This is a genomic window from Streptomyces sp. NPDC058619 (genome assembly GCF_042717785.1).
Lineage (GTDB): Bacteria > Actinomycetota > Actinomycetes > Streptomycetales > Streptomycetaceae > Streptomyces.
In genome coordinates this window covers 398,847-414,835 of record NZ_JBHXQN010000001.1, presented here as the reverse complement: position 1 = coordinate 414,835, position 15,989 = coordinate 398,847, and the positions used below count along the sequence as shown (strand labels likewise).

Genomic DNA, 15,989 nt, shown 5'->3' with positions numbered 1-15,989 from the left:
GAGCTACAGACCCTCCTCGCGACATGGACCGGCGTCTGCCCCACCTGCCACCGCGACATACCCACACCAGCCCCAACCTGACCAAGCCCTACTAGGGTCCGGTTCAGCCATGGGGAAGTCTCTTTTCCTCGACGGTGAGGCCCTCGGTCGGGACTGCCATCCCGGTCGGGGGCCGTTCGTGTTGCCGTCGAACTTAGGTGTGACTTCCAAGGGCTTCGGCCGATTTGTGTGCACTTCACTCGAACGTGTGACGGAATGGCGAGTTCCGGCGATGCGTGTCAACTCGACTGTTTTGGCGCCGACTTGGAGGAATCGAAAATCGGCGCCGAGGGGATTGACGGGCGGAGTTGGTCCAGACCAAGGTGTGCCGCATGGGGAGATCTCGCGTGCTTCTTGCCGCGCTCGCGTCGTTGTCGCTCGCCCTCGGGGCCGCCGGATCCGCTCAGGCCGGGGCCGGGGCCGGGGAGGGGGGCGGGGAGGGGGGCGGTCCGGCCGAGGCCGGGGGCGGTCGGCCCGGGGTGGGGCTGCCGCCGGTCGTGTCCCACGTACCGACGCAGGAGAAGGTCGTGTTCATCACGATCGACGACGGCTGGAACCATGATCCGGAGGCTGCCCGGATCCTGCTGGAGAAGCGGGTGCCGGCGTCGTTGTTCCTGCTGCCGGGAGCGACCGCGTACGACACGCAGTACTTCACCGCTCTTGCCGAGCAGGGGCGGGTGACCGTCGAGAACCACACCGTCAACCACCCGGACCTGACCGCGCTCGACGCGGCCGGCAAGGACGCGGAGGTGTGCGGGGCGGGTGAGCAGCTGGAGGCGGCCTTCGGCAGGCAGCCGAAGCTGCTGCGGCCGCCGTACGGGGTCCTGAACGACGACGTGCGGCTCGCGGCGAAGGCGTGCGGGGTGAAGGCGGTGATCACCTGGACGCACGACTTCACGACCTGGAGCGGGACGCCGGCGACGCCGCAGCTCAAGAGCGGCGACATCGTGCTGCTGCACTTCACGCCGACGCTGGCCGCGGACCTGCGGCGGGCGCTGGACGCGGCGAGGGCCGCCGGACTGAAGCCGGCGGCCCTCATGCCGCACCTGAAGGCGGCCGGGCTGGTCTGAACGGCGAGGAGTAGGCGGGCCCGTGCCGGCGGGCCCCCGTGCCGGCGGGCCCGGAGAGGCCGTACGGCCCGTGCCTACAGGCCCAGGTCGCGGTGGACCTTCGTGTTCGAGGCCTGGGCGCGGGGGCGGACCACCAGCAGGTCGATGTTGACGTGGCTGGGACGGGTCACCGCCCAGGTGATGGTGTCGGCCACGTCGTCGGCGGAGAGCGGGGCGGCGACGCCCGCGTAGACCTTCTCCGCCTTCTCGGTGTCGCCGCGGAAGCGGGTGGTGGCGAACTCCTCGGTCTTGACCATGCCGGGGGCGATCTCGATTACGCGTACGGGCTGGCCGACGATCTCCAGGCGGAGGGTCTCGGCGAGGACGCGGGCGCCGTTCTTGGCGGCGACGTAGCCGGCTCCGCCCTCGTACGTGGAGTGCCCGGCGGTGGAGGAGAGCACGACGACCGTGCCGTCGCCGGAGGCGGTGAGGGCGGGGAGCAGCGCCTGGGTGACGTGGAGGGTGCCGATGACGTTGACCTCGTACATCGTGCGCCAGTCGGCGGGGTCGCCGGTGGCGACGGGCTCGGCTCCGATGGCGCCGCCGGCGTTGTTGACGAGTACGTCGCAGCGCTCCAGGGACGCGGCGAAGGCGTCGACGGCGGCGCGGTCGGTGACGTCGAGGGCGTGGGCGGCGGCGGAGTGGCCGGCCGCGGTGATCTCGGCGGCGAGGGCCTCGATGCGGTCCTTGCGGCGGGCGGTGAGGACCACGTGGTAGCCGGCCGCGGCGAGTTGCCGGGCGGTGGCCGCGCCGATGCCGCTGCTCGCGCCGGTGACTACGGCGGTTCGGGTGGCCGTGCTCATGTGCGGGCTCCTCGCTGGTGCTCGGTGTTGCCCGGTCGGTCGTTCGTTCATCCGTACGGGCCCTTCACCGCCAGCATAGGCGCGGGCGGAGCCGCTCACCGGCCGCGCGGGGCGTACATGATCAGGGCCATGCCGGCCAGGCAGACGAGGGCTCCGGTGATGTCCCAGCGGTCGGGGCGGTAGCCGTCGGCGACCGCGCCCCAGACGAGGGAGCCGGCGACGAAGACCCCGCCGTAGGCGGCGAGGACGCGGGCGAAGTCGCCCTGGGGCTGGAGGGTGGCGACGAATCCGTAGAGGCCGAGGGCGATGACCCCGGCGCCGATCCAGGCCCAGCCCTTGTGCTCGCGCACGCCCTGCCAGACGAGCCAGGCGCCGCCGATCTCCAGGAGGGCGGCGAGGGCGAAGAGGGCGGCGGAGCGGGCGATCAGCATGGCCCCACGGTATGCGGGCGCTCCGCGGCCGGGGGTGGGGGCAGATGGGGGTGGGCGCGGGCGCGGGCAGACGGGCGCGGGCAGATGGGGGTGGGCGCGCCCTCCTTCGTGTGATGGTCCGACCGGACGGGGTGGGTGCTGGCTAGCCTCCGCGCGTGGAGGTGATGGCGGTGCGCCGTGGTGCCGTACGGAGTGTGGTGGTGGCCGGGTTGCTGACGCTCGGCGTGAGTGTGCCGGCGGGAGCCCGTGCGTGGGCGGGGCCGGAGGCCGACGTGGCGTACCACGGGCGGGTCGCGCTGTCCCAGGGGCAGCTGCGGATCTGGCTGGTGCCGGAGAACGACGGTCCGGCCGCGCTGGCGAACGCGACGGTGCGGGTCCGGCTGTCGGCGGACCTCGCGGACCGGCAGGAGCTGGCGGGGGGCTGCGCGCGGGTGGGGCTGCGCGAGGTGGTGTGCGAGACGGGGCCGTTGCCGCTGCACGGGCGGGGACGGCACATCGGGCTGGAGCTGGGGCTGCGGGAGCCCGCGGCGGAGGTGGTGGTGCGGGTCGACACGTGGTGGAACGGCGGGGCGACGGACCGGAACCACCTCAACAACGAGCACGTGGTGCTGGCGCTGGACACGGGTGATGCCTACGCCTTCTGAGGGCGCGGACGGGGGCGGGGCTCGTGCGGCGCTGCCCCCCGGGCGGCGAGGAGGCCGCCGGTGCGCCGGGCGGGGCCGGATGCCGTGACGGTACGGACGAGGGCGCCGCTGACGCTCAGGACGAGACGGCCGACGGGGTGGCGTTCGCCGTGGTAGCTGTCGAGCAGCGCCTCGGGGTCGGGGGTCCGGCCCGCCGGTGAGGCCGTGCGGAGTCCGGCGGTGCGGGGGTCAGGCCGTGCCGGGTGAGGCCGTGCGGGGCCAGGCCGTGCCGGATGAGGCCGTGCCGGGTCAGGCCGTGCCGAATTCGACGAGCGCTTCGTCGACGATGCGTTCCAGGCGGGCGTGGTGGGCGCCGCGCCAGTAGACGCGCTCGCAGTCCACGCACTGGGCGAAGACGTCGTAGGAGCGTTGGGTGCCGTCTTCCAGGCGCTCGCCGACGCTGTCCTTGGTGGCCTCGCGGAGCGTGCCGTTGCACGCGGTGCAGCGGGTCCATGGGGCGAGTGCGGGGGCGAAGCGGCCAAGGATGTCGCGCAGTTGCTCGTCGGGGTTGTCGCTGTAGACGTACGCACCGGCGAAGATCTCGCGGCGGCGCAGCAGTCCGCGGTCGCGGGAGAGCAGCACACGCTGTTCGGCGGCGGAGCGGGTGGCGAGGGCGGGGTCGCCGATGTCCTCGTTCTCGTACGCGGCGTCGACGCCGAGGAGGCGCAGGCGGCGGGCGAGGGTGCCGAGGTGGACGTCGAGGAGGAAGCGGAGGGGGGCGCCGGGGACGTGCTGGGGGCGGTCGACCGCGAACACCTCGACGGACTGGCCGTCTTGGGGGACGTAGGACACGGGCACCTCGTGTCCGTCGACGAGCAGCCGGCCGACCTCGGTGAGAGGGACACCGGTCGATTCGACGACGTGGCCGAGGCTGGAGGCGCCGTCGGTCGTGGTCGGTACGCGTTCCGCGCGCCGGCTGGGCGGGGCGAAGAGGCGCAGTTCAGGGGCGAGGGTGAGCTGAATGCCGGGTCCGTTCACCCGGTCAGCATGCCACTGCCGAGGGGGTGGCAGCCGCCGAATTACCTGGCGCCTCCGCCTCCGCCCCGGTGCCGCCTCCGCCCCCGGCGGTGCGCGCCGACCGCGCCGCCGGGGGCGCCGGGCGCGAAGCCCCGCGGGGGGTGCGGCCGCCGCCCGGCGGGGCGTGCCGGGCGCGCGGGTGCGGTGCTCTGGGGTGCGCGTGTCCGGGGCGGGGGGTGGGGCTACCTCAGGGGGTGGCGCCAGTCCCGGCTCGGGTGGGGGACCCCCGGCGGGTACTCGAAGTCGACCTCCCCGAGGCAGGTGAAGCCCGCTCGACGGCACACCGCGTTGGACGCCGGGTGGTCCGTGCCGGGGAAGGCGTGGACGGCGGCCCGGGTGCCGTGGGCGCGGGCGTACGCGAGTAGTTCCGTGAGGGCGGTCACGGCGAGGCCGCGCCCCTGGTACTCCGGAAAGACGGCCCAGCCGGCTTCGTACACCGGCTCGCCCCGCCACTCCCGTTCCCAGAAGCCGACCGAGCCGACCGGTTCCGCGGTGTCCGCGAGGGCGACCCGGAACATCCGCCCGGCGGCGGGCTCCCGCGCGCTGAGCGCCTCGTACCGCTGCTGGCGGCCGGCGAGCTTCTCCTCGCTCTCCGGGCCGCCCAGGAACCGGGTCATCTCGGCCGAGTTCTTGCGCAGCAGCAGCGGGAAGTCCTCCGGGGCCCAGGCGGTGAGCCGGACCTGGGCGGGGTTCTCTCGTCGCGTCATGCCCGCGAGGCTACGTCCGGCGCCGCCCCCGTGTCCGGTCCCGCGTCGCCGTCCCGTGCCCGGTCCCGCGTAGCCCCCGTGCCCGGTCCGGTGCCGCCGGCGTGCCATCCGGGTACTGCCTTGGCGTGCCCGGCGCCTGGCGGGAGAGCGGTGCGTTGCGGCGCGGTCGAGGGGTGCCCGATGAGGGACACCGCCGACGGAGAGAGAAGGTCCGACCTCGGAGAGCCGGGCGCCGACCTCGGAGGGTCGAGCGCCGACCCCGGAGGGTCGAGCGCCGAGCCCGTGGAGCCGAGCGTGGAGCAGGGAGTCAGGGCCAGACCAGGCAGTACGGCTGGTGGCCGGCCTCGTGGAGGCGGTGGGAGAAGTCCTGCCACTCGTGGAGGAGCTGGTAGACGTTGAACGCGTCGCGCGGGCCGCCGCGGTCGGGGACGGTGGACCAGATGAAGGCGGCGGCGCCCACCGACTCCTCGCCGATGCCGCGCAGCGGGTCGACCACGGTCATGGGGAGCTTGACCACGGCGTAGTCGGGGTGGAGGACGACGAGTTCCAGCGGGGGCACCTTGTGGAGCGGTATGCCCTCGATGCCGGTCAGGACCATCGCGGCCACCGTCTCCGGCTTGATCTTGCTGAAGAGGCCGCCCATGCCCAGCTCGTCGCCGCCGAGCTCCTCGGGCCGCATCGTGACCGGGACGCGTGCCGCCGTCGCGCCGTCGGGCGCGCCGAAGTACTTGTACGTCACTCCCATGCCGCGCCCCCGGGGAAGGTCGTCGGGGGCGTCCAGGGGGTTCGGGACGGCGTCGGCCGCCTCGGCGGAGCGGCGGCGGTGCCTGCCGCGGCGGCGGGATTCGCGGGCCTCGCGGGCGCGCTGCGGGTCCAGGCCGTCCGTACCCTCGCCCGGTCCACCACCGCGTTGCATATATCCACCCGACTGGTATTGCCTGCCCCGGCCCCGCGGCCCCCGCCACGCAGCCTGATCATCATGGCAGTGACCTCCCCCGCGGTGGCGCGGTGAAACGCCCGTCCGCAAGTCTGTCGCGGCCTCTGAGACCATGGCTGGTGTGAGCTACCCGTACCCGTATGAAGCCCCAGTTTCGCAGACGCTCTTCGAGCGCGCGTCCCTCGTGACCCCCGGCGGCGTGAACTCTCCCGTGCGCGCCTTCCGCGCCGTGGGCGGTACGCCCCGGTTCATGGTGTCCGGCACCGGTCCGTACCTCACGGACGCGGACGGACGGGAGTACGTCGACCTCGTCTGCTCGTGGGGACCGATGATTCTCGGCCATTCCCACCCCGAGGTGATCGCTGCCGTCCAGGCGGCCGTCGCCCGCGGTACGTCCTTCGGTACGCCCGGTGAGGGCGAGGTCGCGCTCGCGGAGGAGATCGTCGCGCGCGTCGAGCCCGTCGAGCAGGTGCGCCTGGTGTCCTCCGGCACCGAGGCGACCATGTCGGCGATCCGGCTGGCACGCGGCTTCACCGGGCGCGCCAAGGTCGTGAAGTTCGCCGGCTGCTACCACGGTCACGTGGACGCGCTGCTGGCCGCCGCCGGTTCCGGCCTCGCGACCTTCGCGCTGCCGGACACCCCCGGGGTGACGGGCGCGCAGGCCGGCGACACGATCGTGCTCCCCTACAACGACCTCGAAGCGGTCCGTGCGGCCTTCGCCGCGCACCCCGGCGAGATCGCCTGTGTGATCACCGAGGCCGCGCCCGGCAACATGGGCGTGGTGACGCCGGCCGCGGGCTTCAACCAGGGGCTCGCCGACCTGTGCCGCGCGGACGGCGCGCTGTACATCTCCGATGAGGTGATGACCGGATTCCGTACCTCGCGCGCGGGCTGGTACGGCGTGGACGGGGTCAGGCCCGACCTGATGACCTTCGGCAAGGTCATGGGCGGCGGCTTCCCGGCCGCGGCCTTCGGCGGCCGGGCCGACGTCATGGGCCACCTCGCTCCCGTCGGCCCCGTCTACCAGGCGGGCACGCTCTCGGGGAACCCCATCGCCACCGCCGCCGGTCTCGCGCAGCTGCGGCTGCTCGACGACGCGGCGTACGCGAAGATCGACGCGGTGTCGGGGGAGATCCAGGGCCTGGTGACGGCCGCGCTCGCCAAGGAGGGCGTGGCGCACCGGGTGCAGACGGCGTCCAACATGTTCTCGGTCTTCTTCACCGAGGACGAGGTCCGTACCTACGACGACGCGAAGAAGCAGGAGTCCTTCCGCTTCAACGGGTTCTTCCACTCGATGCTGGCGCAGGGCGTCTACCTTCCGCCGTCGGCCTTCGAGTCCTGGTTCGTGTCCACCGCCCACGACGCGCAGGCGGTCGAGCGGATCGCGGCCGCGCTGCCGGCCGCCGCCCGGGCCGCCGCGGAGGCCACCGCATGAACGCCCCCGGCAATTACACCGGCAACCACGCCGGCCACGCCGACGCCGGCACCGGCGGCGCCCACAGCCGCCTGCCCGGCGACGCCCCCGACTTCACCGTCGTGCACCTGGTGCGCCACGGCGAGGTGCACAACCCCGACGGGGTCCTGTACGGCCGTCGCGCGGGCTACCACCTGTCCGAGCTGGGGCGGCAGATGGCCGACCGGGTCGCCGAGCACTTGGGGGGCCGTGACATCACCCACGTGGTGGCCTCCCCGCTGGAGCGGGCGCAGGAGACGGCCGAGCCGATCGCCAAGCGTCACGGTCTGGACCTGGCCACGGACGCGCGGCTGCTGGAGGCGGGGAACGTCTTCGAGGGCAAGACCTTCGGGGTCGGCGACGGCGCGCTGCGCAAGCCCGGCAACTGGAAGCACCTGACGAACCCGTTCAAGCCCTCCTGGGGCGAGCCGTACGTCGAGCAGGTGGTCCGGATGATGAGCGCGCTGGAGACGGCGCGCGACGCGGCCCGCGGCCACGAGGCCGTGGCGGTCAGCCACCAGCTGCCGATCTGGATCGTGCGCAGCTTCGCGGAGAAGCGCCGGCTGTGGCACGACCCGCGGCGCCGCCAGTGCACGCTGGCCTCGCTGACGTCCTTCACGTACCAGGGCGACACGCTGGTCTCGGTGGGCTACAGCGAGCCGGCCCGGGACCTGGTCCCGGCGCACCTGCTGGCGGGGGCGAAGCCGGTGAAGGGCAAGTCGAAGGCGTTCGGCGCCTGATCGCCTGGTCGCCTGACCACTTGATCGACGGTCTGTTACGAACCGTTACGGCTTTTCCTAAATAAATACAAGTCGCATGGGAATCACCGTTCTAGTACCGCACAACCCGTCGAATTGTCCGTTTATATGGGCAATGACGTGTGGGTGGCGGGGGACGACGAGGACGGTGACATGCGCGACTTCAGTCGAAGGGGAGTGCTCGGACTCGGACTTGGCGCCGTTGCGGCGGCCGGCGTCGCCGGCTGCGGTTCCGGTGACGCCGGTTCGGGCGGCCCGGGGCGGGGGGACTCCACTCCCGGCCCGGGCGGACCTCCCGTCAAGTCCATCGGCGACGGCTCCACGGCCGACACCGGGCCGCAGCCGAACCAGCCGGACAAGCCCGTGCCGCTCCAGCCGGGCGAGACCCCGCCGCAGTTCGTCGTCTTCAGCTGGGACGGCGCGGGGGAGGTCGGCAACGGCCTCTTCCCGCGCTTCCTCAAGCTCGCCAAGGACCACGGCGCGGCCATGACCTTCTTCCTCTCCGGCCTCTACCTCCTGCCCGAGTCGAAGAAGGCCCTGTACCAGCCGCCGAAGAACCCCGTCGGGGCCTCGGACATCGGCTACCTCAAGGACGAGAACGTCCGCAACACGTTGAAGTACGTGCGCGAGGCGTGGCTGGACGGCCACGAGGTGGGGACCCACTTCAACGGCCACTTCTGCGGCGGAGCGGGCTCCGTCGGCCGCTGGAGCCCCGAGGACTGGCACAGCGAGATCGACCAGTCCGTGTCGTTCGTCACCAACTGGCGCACGAACACCGGCTTCACCGACCTGGAGCCGCTGCCCTTCGACTACCGCAAGGAGCTCGTCGGCGCCCGCACCCCCTGCCTCCTCGGCCGGGACGGCCTGCTGCCCGCCGCCGGGATGCTGGGCTGGCGCTACGACTCCAGCTCGCCCGGCGGCCTCCAGACCTGGCCGGTGAAGAAGTCGGGGCTGTGGGACCTGCCGCTGCAGTCCCTGCCCTTTCCCGGCCACTCCTTCGAGGTGCTGTCGATGGACTACAACATCCTCGCCAACCAGTCGAAGAACACCACCAGGGGCGTCCCGGCCAACTACCCCGCCTGGCGCTCCCAGGCCACGGCCACCTACCTCGGGGGATTCCGGCGGGCGTACGAGACGAACCGCGCCCCGCTCTTCATCGGCAACCACTTCGAGGAGTGGAACGGGGGCATCTACATGGACGCGGTCGAGGAAGCCCTCAAGGGCATGGCGGACAAAAGGGACGTACGGCTCGTATCATTCCGGCAGTTCACCGACTGGCTCGACGTCCAGGACCCCAAGGTGCTCGACCGGCTGCGCGGCCTCGCCCCCGGCCGGGCTCCGGCCGGCGGCTGGAACACGTACCTCGGTACCGCCTGACCAGGGCATTGACAGGGCGCCGGGGGGCGCGGTAGATCGACGGATTGCTCATGCGAAACTTTTCACATGAGCCTTAGCCGCGCACGTGCCCGTCGACGCAGCAGCCGCTCGACCAGCGGTCGCGCCCTCCTGCTGACCGCGGCAACCGCCGCGGGCGTCCTGGTCCTGGCGTCCTGCACGTCAGCGGACGGCGGCGGCAAGCCCTCCGGCGGGTCCGGCGGCAACTACGTCACGGGACCCTCCGGCATCTCGACGGTCGCCCGCGGCGAGCGCGTCGCGGCGCCGAAGCTCGACGGCGGGACCGTCGACGGCCAGACCCTCGACACCACCACGCTCAAGGGCAAGGTCGTCGTCCTCAACGTGTGGGGCTCCTGGTGCCCGCCGTGCCGCGGCGAGGCCAAGTACTTCGCGAAGGCGTCGAAGGAGTACGCGGACGCCGGCGCGGACGTCGCCTTCGTCGGGATCAACACCCGCGACACCAGCACGCAGAACGCGACCGCGTTCGAGGAGACCTACGGGATCACCTACCCGAGCCTCTTCGACCCCGACGGCAAGCTGATGCTCCGCTTCCCCAAGGGCACGCTGAACCCGCAGGCGATCCCCTCCACGATCGTCCTCGACAAGGAGGGCGGCATCGCCGCCCGCGCGCTGGTCGCGATCAACGACGAGCAGCTCCGCTCGATGATCGACCCGCTCGCCGCGGAGAAGTGACCCGGTGCTCACCGCCGTCCCCGACCTCCTTCTGGCCGCCGAGCCGACGGGCATGAACACCACCGTCCTGAACGGGACGCTGCTGCTCGCGCTGCCCATCTCGGTCCTGGCCGGACTCGTCTCCTTCTTCTCGCCCTGCGTGCTCCCGCTCGTCCCCGGCTACCTCTCCTACGTGACCGGGGCCAGCGGCGCCGACCTCGCCGAGGCCCGGCGCGGCCGGATGCTGGCGGGCGCGAGCCTGTTCATCGCCGGCTTCACCGCCGTCTTCGTCTCCACGGGCGCGCTCTTCGGGTTCTTCGGCTCCACCCTCCAGGAGCACCGGACGCTCATCTCCCGGGTCCTGGGCGCCGTCGTCATCCTGATGGGGCTCTTCTTCATGGGGGCGATCCCCGGCCTGACGATGCGGGAGTTCCGCTTCCACCGGAAGCCGACGGCGGGCCTGCTCGGCGCGCCGCTCCTGGGCGTGCTCTTCGGCGTCGGCTGGGCCCCCTGCATCGGCCCGACCCTGGCGGCCGTCACCACGCTGTCCATGGACCAGGCGAGCGCCGGCCGCGGCGCGCTGCTGACCGTCGCCTACTGCCTGGGCCTGGGCGTGCCCTTCCTCCTCGCCGCGGTCGCCTTCCGCAAGGCGCTCGGCACTTTCAGCTGGGTCAAGCAGCACTATGCGTGGGTGATGCGGATCGGTGGCGGCATGCTGATCCTGACCGGCCTGCTGCTCGTCACAGGAACGTGGGACAGCATCGTCAGCGACATGCGGGACTGGACCCAAGGCTTCACGGTGGGGATCTGAGGACTTAACGCACATGAGTACGACAGACAAGGCGTCCGCCGAGGCGCCGCAGCAATCCGAGGACGCCGCCGAGCCCGAGCTCGGAGCGGCCGGCGCCCAGCTGTCCACCGCCCCGCTGGAGGACTCGCCCGCCGCAGCGGCCACCGGCATCGGGGTGATCGGCTGGGCCCGCTGGTTCTGGCGCCAGCTCACCTCCATGCGGGTGGCGCTGATCCTGCTCTTCCTGCTGTCGCTGGGCGCCATCCCCGGCTCCCTGATCCCGCAGAGCGACGTCGACGCGATGAAGGTCGCCGAGTGGCGGCGGACCCACGAGTTCTGGGTGCCGCTCGCCGAGAAGCTCCAGCTCTTCGACGTGTACACGTCGTTCTGGTTCTCCGCGATCTACATCCTGCTCTTCGTGTCGCTGATCGGCTGCATCGTGCCGCGCACCTGGCAGTTCGTCGGCCAGCTCCGCAGCCGCCCGCCGGCCGCGCCCCGGCGGCTCGACCGGCTCCCCGCCCACACCACCTGGCGCACCGAGGCCTCCCCCGACGAGGTCCTCGCCCACGCCGAGACCCTGCTGGGCCGGCGCCGGTTCCGCACCGAGGCCGGGACGGGCCACGTCGCGGCGGAGAAGGGCTACCTCCGCGAGACCGGCAACCTGGTCTTCCACCTCGCGCTGATCGTGATGCTGGTCGCCTTCGCCTGGGGCAAGCTCTACACCTCCGAGGGCGGCAAGCTCGTCCTGCGGGGCAGCGGCTTCTCGAACACGCTCACCCAGTACGACGACTTCAAGTCCGGCAGCCTCTTCACCCCCGACGACCTGCCGCCCTTCAGCTTCACGCTGGACAAGTTCGACGCCACGTACGAGGAGACCGGCCCGCAGAAGGGCACCCCGCGCGACTTCAAGGCGTACGTCACCCTCAGCAGGGGCGCCCACGGGGCCCCGCAGAAGACCGAGATCGAGGTCAACAAGCCCCTCGAAGTCGACGGGGCCAAGGTCTACCTGCTCGGTCACGGCTACGCGCCGGTCATCTCGGTGACCGACCCCACCGGCAAGGTGATCTTCCGCAACGCCGTGCCGATGCTGCCCCAGGACGCGAACCTCACCTCGGCCGGCGCCATCAAGGTCACCGACGGCTACAAGAACAAGAACGGCGAGAAGGAGCAGCTCGGCTTCTCCGCCCAGTTCGTGCCGACCTTCGCGGGCAAGGGCGGCGGCACGATGCTCTCCCAGTTCCCCGCCGCGAACTTCCCCGTCATCGCCCTCAACGCCTACCACGGCAGCCTCGGCGTGGACTCGGGCCTGCCGCAGAACGTGTACCAGCTGGACACGCGCAAGATGCAGCAGTTCAAGAAGGAGAACGGCGACCCGTTCGCCCAGATGCTGCTGCCCAAGGAGACGATGACCCTGCCCGGCGGCGCGGGCACCGTGACCTTCGAGGGCATCGAGCGCTGGGCCACCTTCTCCGTCACCCGCCAGCCCGGCAGCGGCCTCGCCCTCGCGGGCGCGATCGCCGCCATCGGGGGGCTGGCCGGATCGCTGTTCATCCAGCGCCGCCGGATCTGGGTCCGGGCGGTGGCCGGCAAGGACGGCGTGACCGTCGTCGAGATGGCGGGCCTCGGCCGCAGCGAGTCCGCCAGGCTCCCGCAGGAGCTGGCGGACCTGGCCGCCGTGTTGCACGAGCAGGCGCCCTCGGCGCCCCACCCTGTCGAAGCAGAAACAGAAGCAGAAGAAGAACAAGGAGAGCGCGGATGACGCTGCTCGCAGCCGCAGCCAACGAGAGTCTGGCTGAGATCAGCAACAAGCTGATCTACGCGTCGATGGCGGTCTACACCCTCGCCTTCTTCGCTCACATCACCGAGTGGGTGTTCGGCAGCCGCAGCAAGGTGGGCCGCACGGCCGCCGCGCTGACCGGGAGCGGGGCAGGGCCGCGGGGCGCGGCCCCGGCCGTCCGGGTCCGGGGCGAGGGCGGCACCGCCGTCATCGACAAGCCGAAGGTCGTCACGCGCTCCGCCGCGGGCACCCGCGACGTCCCGGACGGCCCCGGCGCGGCCGGCGGCACCGAGAAGGGCGACCTGTACGGGCGGATCGCGATCTCGCTGACCGTGCTCGCCTTCCTCGTCGAGGCGGCCGGCGTGGTCGCCCGCGCGCTGTCGGTGGAGCGGGCCCCCTGGGGCAACATGTACGAGTTCTCGATCACCTTCTCCACGGTGGCCGTCGGCGCGTACCTGGCGCTGCTGGCCCTGAAGAAGAACGTCCGCTGGCTCGGCCTGATCCTGGTCACCACCGTCCTGCTGGACCTCGGCATCGCCGTGACCTGGCTGTACACCGAGAGCGACCAGCTGGTTCCGGCGCTGCACTCGTACTGGCTGTGGATCCACGTCTCCACCGCGATCTTCTGCGGCGCGGTCTTCTACATCGGCGCGGCCGGCGCGGTCCTCTACCTCTTCCGCGACTCCTACGAGGCCAAGCTGGCCTCCGGCGGGAAGCCGGGCAGGTTCGCCACCTCCGTCATGGAGCGGCTGCCCTCGGCGGGCTCCCTCGACAAGTTCTCGTACCGGATCAACGCCGCCGTCTTCCCGCTGTGGACCTTCACGATCATCGCGGGAGCGATCTGGGCGGGCGACGCCTGGGGCCGCTACTGGGGCTGGGACCCCAAGGAGGTCTGGTCCTTCGTGACCTGGGTGGCCTACGCCTGTTACCTGCACGCCCGCGCCACCGCCGGCTGGAAGGGCCGCAGGGCCGCGTACCTCGCGCTCTTCGCCTTCGCCTGCTGGATCTGGAACTACTACGGCGTCAACATCCTGCTCAGCGGCAAGCACTCGTACGCGGGCGTCTGACCCGACCGCACCCGACCGCACGGCGAAGCCGGTGTCCCGCCCCCGTGGCGGGACACCGGCTTCGCCGCGTACGGGGCTCGGGGCCGGACATCCGACGATCCGTCAGGTCATTCGTCCCGGACCCTTGACTCCGTACCCGGCGGTAGCCATTCTCGAGGCACCGATTGTGGGGAACATGTCAACGTCCTGTCCGGGGTTGGCCGTGTCCCCGGACGGTTCCGGTACCCCCGGACCGCGCGCTCCGCCGACCGAAGACACGGTGATGACGATGACCCACCCCGCCCGCCGCAGACCAGGCCCGTTCGGCCTGCTGACGCTGTGCCTCGCCGTGGCGGCGCTGCTGCTCGGCCTCGCACCCGCCTCCTCCGCCGACCCCGGCTGGTGGAATCCGACCGCGCGGCCCGCCCCCGACTCCGCCATCAACGTCACCGGCGAGCCCTTCAAGGGCACCGACGCCCAGGGCAAGGTCCGCGGGTTCGTCGACGCCCACGACCACCTGATGTCGAACGAGGGCTTCGGCGGGCGCCTGATCTGCGGCAAGCCGTTCTCCGAACAGGGCATCACCGACGCCCTCAAGGACTGTCCGGAGCACTACCCCGACGGCACCCTCGCGATCTTCGACTACATCACCAACGGCGGCGACGGCAAGCACGACCCGGACGGCTGGCCGACCTTCAAGGACTGGCCCGCGCACGACTCGCTGACCCACCAGCAGAACTACTACGCCTGGGTCGAGCGGGCCTGGCGCGGCGGCCAGCGGATCCTCGTCAACGACCTCGTCACCAACGGGGTCATCTGCTCGGTCTACTTCTTCAAGGACCGCGGCTGCGACGAGATGACCGCCATCCGCCTGGAGGCGCAGAAGACGTACGACATGCAGGCCTACATCGACAAGATGTACGGCGGCCCCGGAAAGGGCTGGTTCCGCATCGTCACCGACTCCACGCAGGCCCGCCAGGTCATCGAACAGGGCAAGCTGGCCGTCGTCCTCGGCGTCGAGACCTCCGAGCCGTTCGGCTGCAAGCAGATCCTCGACATCGCCCAGTGCAGCCGCGCCGACGTCGACCGGGGCCTGGACGAGCTGCACGCCCTGGGCGTGCGCAGCATGTTCCTCTGCCACAAGTTCGACAACGCGCTGTGCGGCGTCCGCTTCGACTCGGGCGCCCTGGGCACGGCCATCAACGTCGGCCAGTTCCTGTCGACCGGCACGTTCTGGCAGACCGAGCGGTGCACCGGCCCGCAGCACGACAACCCGATCGGCCTGGCGGCGGCCGCGTCCGCCGAGAAGCAGCTCCCCGCGGGCGTGTCCGTGCCGGCGTACGCCGCCGACGCGCAGTGCAACACCCGCGGCCTCACCGACCTCGGCGAGTACGCCGTCCGCGGCATGATGAAACGCAAGATGATGCTGGAGATCGACCACATGAGCGTCAAGGCCGCGGGCCGGGCCTTCGACATCCTGGAGTCCGAGTCCTACCCCGGCGTCATCTCCTCGCACAGCTGGATGGACATGGACTGGACCGAGCGCCTCTACAAGCTCGGCGGGTTCGCCGCCCAGTACATGAACGGCTCCGAGGCGTTCAGCGCCGAGGCCAAGCGCACGGACGCCCTGCGCGACAAGTACGACGTCGGCTACGGCTACGGCACCGACATGAACGGCGTCGGCGGCTGGCCCGGCCCCCGCGGCGCCGACACCCCCAACCCGGTGCGGTACCCCTTCCGCAGCACCGACGGCGGATCGGTCATCGACAAGCAGACCACCGGCCAGCGCACCTGGGACCTCAACACCGACGGCGCCTCCCACTACGGCCTGGTCCCGGACTGGATCGAGGACGTCCGGATCACCGGCGGGCAGGGCGTCGTGGACGACCTCTTCAAGGGCGCCGAGTCCTACCTCGGCACCTGGGGCGGCTCCGAGAAGCACAAGGCCGGCGTGAACCTCGCGGCCCGCGCGCCCGCGGCGGCCAGCTCCGCGGAGTGGAACCCGTTCACGAGCTACGCCCCCGGCCGGGCCGTGGACGGCGACCGGGGCACCCGCTGGGCCAGCAACTGGAGCGACGACCAGTGGCTCCAGGTCGACCTCGGGTCCCCGACCCTGGTCGGACGCGTCACCCTCGACTGGGAACGCGCCCACGCGAGGGAGTACCGCATCGAGCTCTCCGCCGACGGCACGAACTGGCGGTCCGTCTGGTCCACCACCGCCGGCGACGGCGGCCTGGACACCGCGCAGTTCACCGGGGTGCCGGCACGCTACGTGCGCGTCCACGGGGTGGGGCGCGGCACCCAGTGGGGCTACTCGCTCCACGAGGTCGGCGTCTACAGCCGCTGACGGGCACGGTTCGACCCACCGGGTC

Annotated in this window: 15 protein-coding genes; 10 read left to right on the top strand and 5 right to left on the bottom strand. The window is 71.9% G+C overall.

Annotated features, from left to right (window positions below; genetic code table 11):
* Positions 1-371: 371 nt before the first annotated feature.
* Positions 372-1,109, top strand: coding sequence for a polysaccharide deacetylase family protein (locus ACFWTC_RS02025; RefSeq protein WP_383920940.1), 738 nt, complete (start codon positions 372-374; stop codon positions 1,107-1,109).
* A 74-nt stretch (positions 1,110-1,183) separates the two neighbouring features.
* Here the strand turns inward: ACFWTC_RS02025 and ACFWTC_RS02020 are convergent, their stop codons facing one another.
* Together ACFWTC_RS02020 and ACFWTC_RS02015 are read right to left on the bottom strand one after the other, a co-directional pair.
* Entirely contained in the window at positions 1,184-1,951 is a 768-nt protein-coding gene (locus ACFWTC_RS02020; RefSeq protein WP_267844122.1) for an SDR family NAD(P)-dependent oxidoreductase, read from the bottom strand.
* Between the two features lie 95 nt (positions 1,952-2,046).
* Positions 2,047-2,382: a YnfA family protein gene (locus ACFWTC_RS02015; protein WP_073773865.1), complete on the bottom strand. Its 336-nt coding sequence runs from the start codon at positions 2,380-2,382 to the stop codon at positions 2,047-2,049.
* Between the two features lie 164 nt (positions 2,383-2,546).
* Here ACFWTC_RS02015 and ACFWTC_RS02010 point away from each other — a divergent pair, with 164 nt between their 5' ends.
* On the top strand, positions 2,547-3,026 hold the full coding sequence (locus tag ACFWTC_RS02010) for a hypothetical protein (protein WP_384026045.1): 480 nt from the start codon (positions 2,547-2,549) through the stop codon (positions 3,024-3,026).
* 288 nt (positions 3,027-3,314) lie between these two features.
* On the opposite strand, the gene ACFWTC_RS02005 is transcribed toward ACFWTC_RS02010, so the two are convergent.
* The 3 genes from ACFWTC_RS02005 to ACFWTC_RS01995 all read right to left on the bottom strand — a co-directional run bounded on the left by ACFWTC_RS02005 (position 3,315) and on the right by ACFWTC_RS01995 (position 5,534).
* Entirely contained in the window at positions 3,315-4,043 is a 729-nt protein-coding gene (locus ACFWTC_RS02005; protein ID WP_383920943.1) for a Mut7-C RNAse domain-containing protein, read from the bottom strand.
* A gap of 221 nt (positions 4,044-4,264) precedes the next feature.
* Positions 4,265-4,789, bottom strand: a complete 525-nt coding sequence (locus ACFWTC_RS02000) for a GNAT family N-acetyltransferase (protein ID WP_383920945.1) — start codon at positions 4,787-4,789, stop codon at positions 4,265-4,267.
* A 307-nt stretch (positions 4,790-5,096) separates the two neighbouring features.
* Positions 5,097-5,534, bottom strand: a complete 438-nt coding sequence (locus ACFWTC_RS01995) for a hypothetical protein (RefSeq protein WP_267724140.1) — start codon at positions 5,532-5,534, stop codon at positions 5,097-5,099.
* A 304-nt stretch (positions 5,535-5,838) separates the two neighbouring features.
* Between ACFWTC_RS01995 and hemL the strand changes: the two genes are divergently transcribed.
* The 8 genes from hemL (at position 5,839) to ACFWTC_RS01955 (ending at position 15,964) form a co-directional block, all read left to right on the top strand.
* On the top strand, positions 5,839-7,161 hold the full coding sequence (gene hemL / locus ACFWTC_RS01990) for a glutamate-1-semialdehyde 2,1-aminomutase (RefSeq protein ID WP_383920948.1): 1,323 nt from the start codon (positions 5,839-5,841) through the stop codon (positions 7,159-7,161).
* Positions 7,158-7,919, top strand: coding sequence for a histidine phosphatase family protein (locus tag ACFWTC_RS01985; protein ID WP_383920951.1), 762 nt, complete (start codon positions 7,158-7,160; stop codon positions 7,917-7,919). Before hemL ends, ACFWTC_RS01985 begins: the two co-directional genes overlap by 4 nt.
* A 171-nt stretch (positions 7,920-8,090) precedes the next feature.
* Positions 8,091-9,314: a hypothetical protein gene (locus ACFWTC_RS01980; protein WP_383921022.1), complete on the top strand. Its 1,224-nt coding sequence runs from the start codon at positions 8,091-8,093 to the stop codon at positions 9,312-9,314.
* Between the two features lie 66 nt (positions 9,315-9,380).
* Positions 9,381-10,025, top strand: coding sequence for a TlpA family protein disulfide reductase (locus tag ACFWTC_RS01975; protein WP_383920953.1), 645 nt, complete (start codon positions 9,381-9,383; stop codon positions 10,023-10,025).
* 52 nt (positions 10,026-10,077) lie between these two features.
* Entirely contained in the window at positions 10,078-10,815 is a 738-nt protein-coding gene (locus tag ACFWTC_RS01970; protein WP_383921025.1) for a cytochrome c biogenesis CcdA family protein, read from the top strand.
* A gap of 13 nt (positions 10,816-10,828) precedes the next feature.
* Entirely contained in the window at positions 10,829-12,553 is a 1,725-nt protein-coding gene (locus tag ACFWTC_RS01965; RefSeq protein ID WP_383920955.1) for a cytochrome c biogenesis protein ResB, read from the top strand.
* Positions 12,550-13,638, top strand: a complete 1,089-nt coding sequence (ccsB, locus tag ACFWTC_RS01960; RefSeq protein WP_383920958.1) for a c-type cytochrome biogenesis protein CcsB — start codon at positions 12,550-12,552, stop codon at positions 13,636-13,638. Before ACFWTC_RS01965 ends, ccsB begins: the two co-directional genes overlap by 4 nt.
* Positions 13,639-13,900: 262 nt before the next feature.
* A complete protein-coding gene (locus ACFWTC_RS01955) occupies positions 13,901-15,964 on the top strand; it encodes a discoidin domain-containing protein (protein WP_384025797.1) in 2,064 nt (687 codons plus the stop codon).
* Positions 15,965-15,989 lie beyond the last annotated feature (25 nt).

What these genes read in the sequence shown, in the direction of transcription:
- ACFWTC_RS02025 (WP_383920940.1), top strand. Translation starts at nt 372, where the DNA reads ATGGGGAGATCTCGCGTGCTTCTTGCCGCGCTCGCGTCGTTGTCGCTC.
- ACFWTC_RS02020 (WP_267844122.1), bottom strand. Translation starts at nt 1,951, where the DNA reads ATGAGCACGGCCACCCGAACCGCCGTAGTCACCGGCGCGAGCAGCGGC.
- ACFWTC_RS02015 (WP_073773865.1), bottom strand. Translation starts at nt 2,382, where the DNA reads ATGCTGATCGCCCGCTCCGCCGCCCTCTTCGCCCTCGCCGCCCTCCTG.
- ACFWTC_RS02010 (WP_384026045.1), top strand. Translation starts at nt 2,547, where the DNA reads ATGGCGGTGCGCCGTGGTGCCGTACGGAGTGTGGTGGTGGCCGGGTTG.
- ACFWTC_RS02000 (WP_383920945.1), bottom strand. Translation starts at nt 4,789, where the DNA reads ATGACGCGACGAGAGAACCCCGCCCAGGTCCGGCTCACCGCCTGGGCC.
- ACFWTC_RS01995 (WP_267724140.1), bottom strand. Translation starts at nt 5,534, where the DNA reads ATGGGAGTGACGTACAAGTACTTCGGCGCGCCCGACGGCGCGACGGCG.
- hemL (WP_383920948.1), top strand. Translation starts at nt 5,839, where the DNA reads ATGGCTGGTGTGAGCTACCCGTACCCGTATGAAGCCCCAGTTTCGCAG.
- ACFWTC_RS01985 (WP_383920951.1), top strand. Translation starts at nt 7,158, where the DNA reads ATGAACGCCCCCGGCAATTACACCGGCAACCACGCCGGCCACGCCGAC.
- ACFWTC_RS01980 (WP_383921022.1), top strand. Translation starts at nt 8,091, where the DNA reads ATGCGCGACTTCAGTCGAAGGGGAGTGCTCGGACTCGGACTTGGCGCC.
- ACFWTC_RS01975 (WP_383920953.1), top strand. Translation starts at nt 9,381, where the DNA reads ATGAGCCTTAGCCGCGCACGTGCCCGTCGACGCAGCAGCCGCTCGACC.
- ACFWTC_RS01970 (WP_383921025.1), top strand. Translation starts at nt 10,078, where the DNA reads ATGAACACCACCGTCCTGAACGGGACGCTGCTGCTCGCGCTGCCCATC.
- ACFWTC_RS01965 (WP_383920955.1), top strand. Translation starts at nt 10,829, where the DNA reads ATGAGTACGACAGACAAGGCGTCCGCCGAGGCGCCGCAGCAATCCGAG.
- ccsB (WP_383920958.1), top strand. Translation starts at nt 12,550, where the DNA reads ATGACGCTGCTCGCAGCCGCAGCCAACGAGAGTCTGGCTGAGATCAGC.
- ACFWTC_RS01955 (WP_384025797.1), top strand. Translation starts at nt 13,901, where the DNA reads ATGACGATGACCCACCCCGCCCGCCGCAGACCAGGCCCGTTCGGCCTG.